Origin of the sequence: Sphingomonas sp. CFBP 13733, from assembly GCF_014841795.1 — a bacterium.
Classification (GTDB): Bacteria; Pseudomonadota; Alphaproteobacteria; order Sphingomonadales; family Sphingomonadaceae; genus Sphingomonas; species Sphingomonas aerolata.
The window spans coordinates 596,101-608,516 of the sequence record NZ_JACYUP010000001.1 but is presented as its reverse complement, the minus strand read 5'-3'; the positions used below and the strand labels follow the sequence as shown (position 1 = coordinate 608,516).

Annotated in this window: 7 protein-coding genes and 1 tRNA gene; 4 read left to right on the top strand and 4 right to left on the bottom strand. The window is 65.5% G+C overall.

From position 1 onward, the window contains the following. The first annotated feature begins 46 nt into the window (after window positions 1-46). Window positions 47-3,139 carry a TonB-dependent receptor plug domain-containing protein gene (locus IFT71_RS02605; protein ID WP_244654695.1) on the top strand — a complete coding sequence of 1,031 codons (3,093 nt, stop codon included), beginning with the start codon at window positions 47-49 and terminating at the stop codon, window positions 3,137-3,139. A 95-nt stretch (window positions 3,140-3,234) separates the two neighbouring features. Here IFT71_RS02605 and IFT71_RS02600 read toward each other — a convergent pair whose 3' ends face one another. After that, on the bottom strand, window positions 3,235-5,013 hold the full coding sequence (locus tag IFT71_RS02600) for a hypothetical protein (protein ID WP_192139000.1): 1,779 nt from the start codon (window positions 5,011-5,013) through the stop codon (window positions 3,235-3,237). Window positions 5,014-5,301: 288 nt separating this feature from the next. Continuing rightward, window positions 5,302-5,391 (bottom strand) — tRNA-Ser (locus IFT71_RS02595). A gap of 147 nt (window positions 5,392-5,538) precedes the next feature. Here IFT71_RS02595 and IFT71_RS02590 point away from each other — a divergent pair. Together IFT71_RS02590 and IFT71_RS02585 are read left to right on the top strand one after the other, a co-directional pair. Next, window positions 5,539-5,805 carry a hypothetical protein gene (locus IFT71_RS02590; RefSeq protein ID WP_031394846.1) on the top strand — a complete coding sequence of 89 codons (267 nt, stop codon included), beginning with the start codon at window positions 5,539-5,541 and terminating at the stop codon, window positions 5,803-5,805. A gap of 83 nt (window positions 5,806-5,888) precedes the next feature. Next, window positions 5,889-6,686, top strand: coding sequence for an SDR family oxidoreductase (locus IFT71_RS02585; RefSeq protein WP_192138999.1), 798 nt, complete (start codon window positions 5,889-5,891; stop codon window positions 6,684-6,686). Window positions 6,687-6,732: 46 nt separating this feature from the next. Here IFT71_RS02585 and IFT71_RS02580 read toward each other — a convergent pair whose 3' ends face one another. Further along, window positions 6,733-7,836, bottom strand: coding sequence for an NADH:flavin oxidoreductase/NADH oxidase (locus IFT71_RS02580; protein WP_192138998.1), 1,104 nt, complete (start codon window positions 7,834-7,836; stop codon window positions 6,733-6,735). Window positions 7,837-8,020: 184 nt separating this feature from the next. After that, a complete protein-coding gene (locus IFT71_RS02575) occupies window positions 8,021-10,447 on the bottom strand; it encodes a TonB-dependent receptor (protein WP_192138997.1) in 2,427 nt (808 codons plus the stop codon). A 166-nt stretch (window positions 10,448-10,613) separates the two neighbouring features. Between IFT71_RS02575 and IFT71_RS02570 the strand changes: the two genes are divergently transcribed. Beyond that, entirely contained in the window at window positions 10,614-12,287 is a 1,674-nt protein-coding gene (locus IFT71_RS02570; RefSeq protein ID WP_192138996.1) for an alkaline phosphatase D family protein, read from the top strand. Window positions 12,288-12,416 lie beyond the last annotated feature (129 nt).

Here is a 12,416-nt window from a genome sequence, read left to right as displayed (position 1 = left end):
GCATCACCGTTCATGTGACCCGATCGGCAACATGGGGGGTAATGGAATGGTGCTGTTCAAAGGGTTTCTGACCACGACATGTTGCGTCGCGGCGTTGTTTGCGATGCCGGCTCAGGCGCAGGCCCAGGCGTCGGATACAGGCGCGGCCGATGGTGCGCAGGAAAGCCAGACCGCGATCGGCGATCCCGTCGCCTCCGCCAAGCTCGCCGCAGATGCCGAACGCACCGGCGATCGGCGGGAAGCGTCGGATATCGTCGTGACCGGCACGCGCATCGCGCGGCCGAACAACCGGTCTGCCGCGCCGATCGTAACGACGACCGCCGCGGAAATCGCGGCACAGGGCGCGACGACGATCGAGGAGGTGCTGAACCGCCTGCCGCAGGTGCAGGTGAACTCGGAACAGAATTTCAGCGATTCCGAAGGTCGTCAGCGCATCAAGCTGCGCAGCCTGGGCTATGAGCGCACGCTGACGCTGATCGACGGGCTCCGCATGGGACTGGCCAACACGGTCGACGTCGGCATCATCCCCAATGCGCTGGTCGAGCGGATCGATGTGCTGACCGGCGGTGCCTCGTCCGTCTATGGATCCGACGCGGTGTCGGGCGTCGTCAACTTCGTGCTGAAGAAGAATTTCGAAGGCATCCGACTCGACGCGAACTACAGCTTCTACAATCACGACAATGGCAGCAACGCGGTCACCGAGGCGGCAGGTCGCGCGGGTTTCGCCGCCAAACGCGGATTGACCAATGACGGTGGTCGTTCGGATGTCAGCCTGGCGGCGGGTACCAATTTGTTCAACGACCGGGTGAACATCACCGGGTTCATCAATTACCGCCAGTCCAATCCGATCGAACTTGTCGATCGCTCCTATTCGGTTTGCGAGGCGGTCCAGCCGACCAACACCTCGCCGCTCGGTTGTTCGCGTGCAAGCTTCACGCCCGCCGGTACGATCATTCCGCAGTCGGGGCCGCGCGCCGGGCAGATCTTGGTCAACAATCCCAACGGCAACGGGACCTTCATTCCGATCAACAGCGGGCCGCAGGGCTCGTCGGCCAACCCCTATGACAATTGGGCGGTCCAGCGCGCGTTCAACCGCGTCAACCTTGGCGGTTTCCTCACCGCCAAGATCACCGATGACATCGAGCTGTACGGCAACGGGCTGTTCTACCGCGACAAGTCCTACAACACCCAGCTCAACCGCACCTTCAACTTCGGTGCGTACGGCTCGGACCCGTTCCGCGTGAATTGCGACAACGCGTTCCTGTCGACCTCGCAGGCACGGGATCTGTGCGGCGACAACGCCGGTGTCGCCGGACAATATGCGCCGATCGACGTCCGCTATCGCTTCGACGGGCTGCCACTGGTGCGGCAGCGCTTCACCAACGAGGGCTATCGTATCGTCGCGGGGCTGCGCGGGCGCGGCTTTGACGGCGTGTGGTCGTACGATGTCGCGGGCATGATCTCGCGCGCGCGGCTCGACACCATCGACGTGCCGTTCGCGCGCTTCGAGAACATCAATCGCTCGCTCGACGTCGTCCGGGTCAACGGCACGCCGACCTGTCGTGCGGTCGTCAACGGGACCGATCCGTCCTGTGTGCCGTTCAACGCGTTCGCGCCGTTCAATCAGGATACGGCGCTCAACCAGTATCTCTACGGTGGCGCGACCGGCGGAATCAGCACGCGCATTCCGCGCCTGTTGCAGTTCGTCGGCACCGTCAGCGGCGATCTGGGCCGTTACGGCATTACCTCGCCACTCGCGGATCAGGGCCTCGCGATCGCGCTGGGCGCGGAATATCGCGAGGAAATGGAACGCACGATCGTCAACGAGATCTTCCAGCAGAATAACGGCGGCGAGAACCAGCGCTTCACGCAAAGCATCCTCGAAGCCAATGCCGAGGTCCAGGCACCGCTGATCGAACACCGCCGGTTCGCCGAGCTGCTGCAGGTCAACGCCGGCTACCGCGTGTCGCAGTACAACCGGCTCGCCGGGAAGTTCGATACCTGGAAGGTCGAGGGGCTCTGGTCGCCGGTGGCGGACATCACGCTGCGCGCCTCGTACAACAAGTCCCAGGCTGCACCGGGTGTCAGCACCGCGCAGGGTGCCGCCAACATCTTCTGGAACCAGGGCTTCTATGCCGATCCCTGTGCGCCGCGGATCGATCCGTCGAACCCCAACGGCGCGCGACTGGCGCCGTCCGCGACGTTGCAGCAATGCCGTAACACCGGCCTTGCCGACAATCTCTATGGCAGCGCTTCGCTGATCTGCCCTGACGATCGGTGCACCGTGCGCGAGGGCGGGTTCAACCTGACGCCCGAAAGTGCCTTTACCAAGACCTTCGGCGTCGTGCTGCGGCCACGCTTCCTACCCGGCCTGACGGTGTCGATCGACCGCTGGCTGATCGATCTGAAGGACCAGCTCGACTTCCTCCAGCCGCAGAACATCATCGGCGAGTGCCTTGCGACCGGGAACGAATATTTCTGCCGCGGCATCGTCCGCAATCCCGGCACCGGCACGCTCTCGAGCTCGCCTGCGACCAGTCCGTCGACGGGTTGGGTGGCGCGCGGCTCGGCCAATGGCTACAAGTCGCAGTCGCATGGCTGGGATTTCCAGGGGCAGTATAATGTCGGTCTGGGCGGCGTTGGCCGGCTCGACATGAGCTTCAACGGGACGCTGATGACCCGCGTCGGCTCGCAATCGTCGCCGACGATCGAACCGCGCGACTGCGTAGGGTATTTCGGCAATCTCTGCGGCGAGAGCATGCCGCGCTGGAAGCACCAGCTCCGCACCACCTGGACTGCGCCCGACAGCACGACCAGCCTGTCGGTCAACTGGCGCCACCGCGGCGCGATGCCGCTCGACATCTATGCGCCCGAGGACACCGGCATCCCCGCCCAGGACGCGAGCGCCCGGCGCGATCAATATCCGGGTGTCGGTTCGTACAACTGGATCGACGTCGCGCTCAGCTTCGACATCAACAAGCAGATGACGTTCCGGCTGGCCGCCAACAACATCTTCGACCGCGATCCGCCGCTCATCCCGGACAGCCGTTCGCGGATCGGTCTGCTGCGCGGCAATACCGTGATGGGGTATGACCTGCTCGGCCGGCAGCTCGTCGCAGGGGTCTCGCTGCGGCTGTAACGCGACCGACTGACGTGATCGCCGGGGTCCGGATCGGGATCCCGGCAATTTTTCGAAATGCGCTACGGTCTGCGAACGCCGGATTTTAGCAGCCTTTAACGTCCTGGCTCCGTCGCCCCCGCTGGCGACAGCAAAGCGGCGGCGACGGGCTGTTCCGGCGTTGAGAACGCCCCTTTGGCGACCGGCAGCAGCATTTTGCGCGCTTCACCCCGAAGGTCGCGGGCGATCAGCTCCTCACCGAGCTTCAGTCGCGGACCGGGCGCGGCGGGCGCAGACTGGATAATCTTGTACAGCCCCTCCACCGCGACATCCGGGGCCTGCTCGCCCGCCGTTACAAAGCTGTCGTGATACGCGATCAGCGCGAGGCTGCTCTCCGGGTCCAGGCGGTTGGCCCTGACGATGAAACGTCTCGCGTTTGCAAGCCGCTGCCGACGTTCGATGGCGGGAGCGCGCACAGCCAGCTGCGTCAGCGCCGTGCCTTTCCACACCAGCGCGCGTGTTTCCGTCGGTGACTGTGCAATCGCCCGTTCGGCGGCGGCAAGACAGGCTTCGGGATTGCCGGTGCGGCATTCGGCCTCGGCCAGGAGCAGATGGTTTTCGGTCAGGGCGGGGAAGCGTGTCGCGTTGTCGCGAAGCCGGTCGAGCCACGCGGAGCGCCGTGCAAGCGCCTTCTCACGGTCGGGGCCGGCGTCGGGCACCTCGATCCGCGCGCCGAGTTCAAGCCGGCCACGGATCAGCCCGGCCTCCGCCCGGGTCAGACGGCGGATGGTAGGTTCCGGCGCGCGATTGGCCGGAAAGGCCATCTTCTCAGCCTGTAATTTGCGGCCTCGGTACGCGGTCACGGCGCTTTGGAACTGGCTCGGATCGCCAAGGGCGCTTGCGGCGGTCTGCAAGTCGTCACCACGTGCCAGGGCGTTCAGATAGCCATGAAGCCGCGGCTTCCACTCCTCGGAGAAATACAGAAGGTGGACCAGCCGCCATGCGTGATAGGGCGTCCAGGCCCGACCCTTGCCCGAGAGATAGCGCCCATCGAGGATGTGCGTGACCGGATACAGACCGTAATGATGCATGACCTTCGCGTAGCCAGGCGGAAGGTGGCCATATTCGACGTAGTCGGCGCCGGCTTCCATCGTCGCGAACAATTCTCCGAACCCCTGAAGATACCAGCGCGGATACGCTGCCGGAAAATAGGTCATCAGGTAGTTCTGGGCAAAGGCTGCATAGACGCGGGATTCGGCCCATTGGCAAAAGGCGATCTCGTTCACCGGAAGCTGTTCGAGGATCTGGTTCACGTCGTACGTCGGCTGTCCGGTACCCGTCACCCTCGGACTTACGTAGTAATCAACGATTGGAGGGTTTCGATCCCGCCCGCGCGTGCAATTGCGGCTCGTCTTGCGGCCGACGGAGGGCTGAAGAACCAGGTTTACGCCCTCCTCGGTCGTTGCGAGCACCGACCCTTCATCACGCGGATCATAGTAGATCGTCTTTTCGAACGCCTGCGGGAAGGGACCATATTGCCAGCGCAGGTCGGTCAGTCGAAGCTGTTCGAACGCCGCGACATCGCCGATCATCGTCACGGCGATCTTGATCGTCTCGTCAGGCTGATCCACCCGGCCATGCAGGACCGAGAGCAGGAAGTGCAGCTTTTCAAGATTGTGGGCGGTGCGCCGCAACGCAGTTTCGTCGCCCTGGCTGAACACGATGACGTGCGGCGTTTCCGCCATTCGCCAGTCGCTCATCTCCACCTTGGATTCGCGGCTTCGGTTGCCCGTGACGACGATGGTCGAGTCGCCATTCTTCACCGGTGCCGCAAGCTGCGCCTGCGCCGGGAGGCTGAAGGCCACGCTCACGATCAAGAGCAACCACCGCTTCATTTTTTGAAGCCCCGCATCACCTCAAGCATTCGGATATGCACTAAGCGCCTGACCGAGCCCTAAATCAAGTCATTCCAAGACCAGGGTGCCGGTACAGACGATCTTCAAGCACCGTCTGTAAGAATGTTTGCTGCCATTCTGGACCTTCGGGCTCGCCGGTGCCCCGACAGTCACTCGATTTACTTGCGCTGTTTATGAACCGGTTCGGTGCTCCGGGGATGCGAACACGCCGGAAACGGGACTTGGGCGTCGTTAGGAACCCGTGTGAGGCAAGCTGAAACGAAGCATTGGCGGAAGAGGTGGGATTCGAACCCACGGTAGAGTTACCCCTACGCTGGTTTTCAAGACCAGTTCCTTAAACCACTCGGACACTCTTCCGCACCGCATCCGCGCCGCCGCAATGGCGGAGGGGCGTGTGCGACCGGCATCTAGGTCGGGGTGGACCGTTGCGCAACTCTTTCGCACGAAGGGGGCGGCCGTTCGACATGACTTGCCACGATCGCCCGGCTCGGGCAGCGCTGCGTCATGGATCTCGATGCGATGCTCACCCATTATTTCGGTACGACCGATCTCGATACGCTGGATACGATCGCGATCGATGACGGTCTAGAGCGCGTCCGGATCGCGTTCGGTACCGAGCGCGAGACCGGCCGGCGGTTTGCGCTGTGGGCCGTGCTGGCGACGCTCGGCGATGCGCCGGACCCGCGTGACGCGTTCAAGAGCGCGGCCGAGCAACAGGCGGCGCAGGCCTATGTCCGCGCGCTGCGGACTGCGGACACGCTGGACGACTAGCCGTCCCGTGGGGGCAGACGGATAGCTTTGGCAAGGCGGGCGTTGGGGACGCAACTCCTGACAGTCTAGCGAAAGCGAGCCCCATGCACATCGATCTCTCCGGACAGGCCGCCATCGTCACCGGTGCAAGCTCCGGCCTCGGACGCGCCGCCGCGCTGCTGTTCGCGCAGGCCGGCGCGCGCGTCGCCGTCAATTACAACAGCAATCGCGAGGCGGCGGACGACGTGGTCGCGCGGATCGTCGCGGGCGGGGGCGAGGCGTTCGCCTGCCAGGCGAATACTGCGGACGAGGATGCGGTCCTCCGGCTGTTCGACGAGACCGTGTCGCGGTTCGGCGGCGTCGACGTCGTGTTCGCCAATGCCGGCATGCAGAAGGACGCGGGCTATGCGGACATGACGCTGGCCGACTGGAGTCGCGTCATCGACGTCAACCTGACGGGTCAGTTCCTCGTTTCGCGCGAGGCGGTACGCCGCTTCCGCGCGCAGGGTGATCGCGGCTTTGGCCGGGCGATCGGCAAGATCCTGTTCATGAGTTCGGTGCACGAGACGATCCCCTGGGCGGGGCATGCGAATTATGCGGCGTCGAAGGGCGGCAGCGGGATGCTGATGCGCACGCTGGCGCAGGAGGTCGCGCAGGAGCGGATCCGGGTCAATGCGCTGGCGCCCGGCGCGATCGCGACCGACATCAACGCCGATGCGACCAAGGGCGATGCCGCCGACGCGCTGCTTGAGCTCATCCCCTATGGACGGATCGGCGAGCCCGACGATGTCGCGCGTGCGGCGCTGTTCCTGGTGTCCGATGCTGCGGACTATATCATCGGATCGACGCTGACCGTCGACGGCGGGATGAGCCTGTATCCCGGTTTCCGCGACAACGGCTGACCGCGGTTGGAGACATTGCCGCGACCCGAGAGGGTCGCGGCTCCCGTCAGGCTTGGAACAGGTCCTTGTACTGGCGTGGCTGTGAGCGGAGATACTGGTTGGGCGCCTTCACATGGCCGCCAAGATGTGCGGCGGCATGCCACGGCCAGCGCGGATCGTAGAGCAGGGTCCGGGCGAGCGCGACGAGATCGGCGTCACCGGTACCAATGATCGCCTCGGCCTGTTCATAGTCGGTGATCAGCCCGACCGCGACGACGGGGATGCCGACCGCCTGCTTGACCTGACGCGCCAGCGGGACCTGATAGCTTGGCCCGACGGGGATCTGCTGGTCCGGGCTGAGGCCCCCGCTCGAGACGTGGATCGCATCGCACCCGCGAGCCTCGAGCGCCTTTGCGAAGGCGACGGTCTGTTCGCCGTCCCAGCCGCCCTCGACCCAGTCGGTGCCCGATACGCGCATCGTCACCGGGCGATCCGCCGGGAAGGCGGCGCGGACCGCGTCGTAGACTTCGAGCGGGAAGCGCATCCGGTTCTCGAGGCTGCCGCCATAGTCGTCGTCGCGGCGGTTGGCCAAGGGCGAGAGGAATTGGTGGAGAAGGTATCCGTGCGCGGCGTGCAGCTGGATCGCATCGATCCCGAGCCGAGCCGCGCGCGTCGCCGCGGCGGCAAACGCATCGCGCAGTCGCGCCAGCCCCCCGCGATCGAGCGCCGTCGGCGGCGTATCGTCGGGCAGAAAACCGGCCGGGGAGGGGGCTTCGGTCTGCCAACCCTTGTCGGCGTCGGGTGCGATCTGACCGCCGCCCTTCCAGGGCACCTCGCACGACGCCTTGCGTCCGGCATGCGACAGCTGGATGCCGATCGGCATGTCCGACCAGCGGCGCACGCTCTCAAGCGTCCGCGCGATCGCCGCCTCGCTCGCATCGTCATAGAGCCCGACATCGGCATAGGTTATCCGACCCTCGGGCGTCACGGCGGCGGCTTCGAGCATCATCAGAGCCGCCCCCGACAGCGCGAGATGCCCGAGATGGATCAGGTGCCAGTCGGTCATGCAGCCGTCGACCGCCGAATATTGGCACATCGGCGCGATGACGATCCGGTTGGCGAGATCGAGCTTGCCGACCTTGAACGGTGTGAAGAGCTGCGGGCCGCTCATGCGGAAACGGCCGAAGCGATAGAAGTGGCGCGCATCGTGAGAACCTCATGCGATGGGGAATGCGCGTCAACGCACGGGGCTGGGTTAGGAGCCGGCCAAGAAGCGACCCACCACCTGACCTAGGCCCGCGGAGGGTCCCCGCCGTCCCGGCGCGTGCCGGAACGACAGGGTGGGACAGGGCTGCTTAGAACTTGGCGCCGAGCTCCACGCCGTAGAAGCGCGGTTCGCCGGCGATATAGGTGGGGATGCCGAACCCACCGCCCGTGTTGCCCGCGTCGATCAGGTACCGCTTGTTCGTCAGGTTGCGCGCAAAGCCGCCGACGCGGTAGCGCCCGTCGGCAAGCTCGATACCCGCACGCAGGTTAACCAGCGTATAGCCACGCTGGCTGATCGCGGCGCTGTTGGGCAGTTCGAAGAACACCTTCGACCGGTAATTCGCGCTCGGCGTCGCATAGAAGACCGCGCCGCCTAAGGGCAGCCGGAGCGTCGCGCCGCCCGATGCCGTGGTGCTCGGCTGGAGGCGGAAGCGGTTGCCGGCAAAGGTGCCTGCAGGCTGGTCCGCGATCCCGCCGTCGAGATAGGCGAAGGTCCCGAACACCGACAGATACTGACCAAGCGCCAGATTGCCCTCGAGCTCGACGCCGACGTTCTTTGCCGAGCCCGCGCTGCGCGTGACCGCAACGACCGCACCATTGGCGGGATTGACCTCGTTCACCGAGACCTGGAACCCGTCATAGGTCTGATAGAAGACCGAGGCCGCGCCGGTGAACGGACCGACGCGCCCCTTGATACCGCCTTCGTAGTTCCAGACATTTTCCTCAGGCACGATCTGAAGATTGGGGCGTACGCCATTGACGGCGTTGAGTGCGGCCAACTGAACGACCGGCGAGCGCCGGCCCTTGCTGATCGTGCCGTAGAGGCTGACATCGTCGTCGAGCTTCAACAGCGCATTGAACCGCGGGAGAATCGCGGCGAAGCTCTGGTCCGCTTCGAACTTCACGCCATTGGTGTTCGCGGTCCCGAGCAGGCTGGTGCGGACGCCCAGCGCGGCGAGGATCTGAGAGTTGGGCTGGATCGACGAATAGCCCGACTGACGATCCTCGATCAGGATGCGCGCGCCGGCGGTCAGCTCGAGCGCCGGGATCGGGATATAGGTCGCGTCGGCGAACACCGAATAGGTGTCGTTGTTGCCGTAATTGGTGAACTCGGACGAATAGGGGATCTGCGTCGCGCGGCCGCCGGTGAGGATCGCGGTGGCGCGGGTCGCTGCCGGGATCGTGCCGTTGGCGGCGACACAGCCCGGGCCGGTCGGGATGCCGGCACCATTCAGCGCAGTGCGGAACGGCTGATAGGCCGCAGCGATCGAGCAGGCGATATAGGTGCCCTCCTCGGTCGAGAAGGGGACGCGCTGCGACCCGTTTTCGAAGAAGGCGTTCCAGCCGAACGATGCGCGATATTTCGGGCCGTCGAACGCGAAGCGGCTCTCATGGCTCCACTGGTCGCCCTTCGCATCCTCGGCGAATTCGAGATACCAGGCCGGGCCGCCATCCGCGTCGAAAATCTCGAGCGCGTCGAAGCGGCGATAGCCGTTGACGGTGGTGAAGGTGATGCCGGGCGACAGATCGACCGACACCGTCAGGTTGGCGTCGTAGACGTTGCGGTCGAGACCGAGCTTGCGCGCACCGAGCGCCGTCGCGCTGAACGGCGAGCCCGAGAGCTCGGCATTGCCGTAATCGCCGGTCTGGCCGCCGGTCGGGGCATGCGCGCGGCTCTTGAACGCGGTGCCTGGATTACGCTGTCCATCATAGGTCAGGACGAGGTCGGCGGTGATCGCATCGTTCGGCCGGAAGCGCAGCGAGCCGCGGATGCCGCGCTGGTCCTGCCCGTTCAGATCGTCCTGATCGACCTTGCCCTGGTTCTGGTTGGGAATGTTCGCATCGCCGGCGATGTTACGGACATAGCCGTCGCGATATTTATAGGCGAAGGCGAGCCGTCCCGACAGCACGTCGTTGCCGGCGTTGATAAAGCCCGACACCTGCGTGCGGTTGTAATTGCCATAGGAGCCGGTGATCGCACCCGAGGTGCCGGGCTGCGGCTTGGCGGAGATGAGGTTGATCGCACCGACCGCGGCGGCGGTGCCGAACAGCGTCGCCTGCGGGCCCTTCACGACTTCGATCCGCTCGAGATCATAGAGATCCTGATAGGCACCACGCGAGCGGCTGATGTCGACGCCGTTATAATAGAGCGTCACGCGCGCACCCTGCTGCGACGAGCCATTGTCCGAGGTGATGCCGCGGATCACGAAGCCGGGGTTGTTCGCGCTCTGCTCCTGGATCTGCAGGCCGGGAATATAGGCTGCGACTTCGGACAGCGAGTTGACGCCGATATCCGCCATCTTCGCGCCGGTGAGCGCGGTGACGGTCAGCGGCACGTCCTCGATCCGCTGTTCGCGCTTCTGCGCGGTGACGACGATGTCGTCGCCGCCCGTCACGTCGGCGCGGGCGGCTGGGCCGGTCGCCGGATCGGGCGCGACGATCGCCTGGGCAAGCGCACCCGTCGAACAGGATGCAGCAAGCGCGGCCAGAGCCAGGCGCGTAGAAATGGTCGTCATGAAGTCCCCCGATTGTCAGTGAGCGAGCACCTAGGGCGGGGTCGTTACGGTTCCGCGTCGGATACATGACCCGCGCGTGACGGCCTGTCATCGAGGCGTAACACCGCCGCAACGTGACTGACGCCGAGCGCCCCTAGCAGGCGGCATCACCGCAAAAGGCACTGTTATGACGATCAATCGCCGCGACGCCCTCACGCTCTTCGGCTCCGGCTCCGCGCTCGCGCTTCCTAGTCTCGCCGCGGCGGCGCGCACGAACGGCAGCGCCGGGGCAGCGCGCTTCGACCACGGCGTGGCGAGCGGCGATCCCTCGGCGGACGGCGCGATTCTGTGGACGCGTGCTACCCCGCAGGATCCGCAACAGGCGGGCGATATCGCGCTGACCTGGCATGTCGCGCTGCGCGAGGGCGATACGCCCCTCCGTTCGGGCCGTATCGCGGCGCGTGCCGCGCGCGACTTCACCGCCAAGGTTGCGGTGACGGGGCTGAAACCCGGAACCGAGTATCGCTACTGGTTCGAAACCGCGGCGGGCACGCGCTCACCCGTCGGCCGGGTCCGCACGCTGCCCCGCGGCGCGGTTGCGGATGTCGTCATGGGCGTGGTGTCGTGCCAGCTCTACCCCGGCGGGTTCTTCAACGCCTATGCTTCGATCGCCAAACTCGACCGGCTCGACGCGGTGCTGCATCTCGGCGACTACATCTATGAATATGCCATCGACGGCTATGGCGGCGACATCGGCAAGAAGATCGGCCGGCTGGTCGAGCCTACGCATGAGATCGTGACGCTCGCCGACTATCGGATGCGTCACGCGCAGGTGAAGCGCGACGCCGACATGCAGGCGGCGCATGCCCGGGCGGCGTTCATCTGCGTGTGGGACGATCACGAGGTCGCCAATGACGACTGGATCGGTGGCGCCGAGAACCATGACCCGGCGACCGAGGGCGACTGGAAGGCGCGCAAGGCCGCGTCGATGCAGGCCTATTTCGAATGGATGCCGATCCGCGACCCGAAGCCCGGCGAGCCGTGGGAAGCGATCAACCGCAGTTTCGAGTTCGGCGATCTCGCGACGCTGGTGATGGTCGAGACGCGGCTGCTCGCGCGGAGCAGGCAGGTCGCGGCGAAGGGCGAGGCGATTGCGCCTGCCGAATATGCCCCGATGATGGCGGAGCGCGCGCAGCCGGGTCGGGAAATGCTGGGCGCACCGCAACTCGCCTGGATCGAGCGGACGATGGCGGCGTCGGTCACGGCGGGCAAGCCGTGGCAGGTACTCGGCAACCAGGTGGTGATGGCGCGCGTCGCCGGCCCCGATATCGAGAAGCAGCTCGGCCCCGATCGCTTCGCCGCGATGATGGCGCGGCTCCCAGAGAAATGGCGCACCGCGCTGATGGCGAGCATGGCATCCTATCGCGCGGGCCTGCCGTTCAACTTCGACAGCTGGGACGGCTATCCCGCAGCACGCGAGCGGCTTTATGCCGCGTTCAAGCGGTCGGGGTCGCGACCGGTCGTGCTGTCGGGGGATAGCCATGCCGGCTGGGCGAATGATCTGCATGATGCATCGGGGAAGCTCGTCGCGGTCGAATTCGGTGCGACCGCGATCACCAGCCCGTCCTATGGCTCGCTGATCCCGGGGATCGGCACGCTGATCGCCGACGCCAATGACGAGGTCCGCTTCTGCGATCAGGATCGCAAGGGGTTCATCGTCCTGACGCTGACGCCGGACCATGCCACCGCGGACTTCAAGACGGTATCGACGGTTGTTGCCAAGTCGTTCGAGGAGGCGAGCGTCGCGCGGTTCCGCGCCTCGGCCGCAGCGCCACAGGCGAAACTCGAGCAGCTCGGATAGCGGCGGCGACGCACCGGGTGACGCCGATCGGCGTCGCCCGCCCTGCTCGATCCCACCGATGATTTTCCGTCGACAGGGAAAAGAAACCGAACCGGGAACATTGGCGAGAGCAGGCGGGTTTTCGCCCTG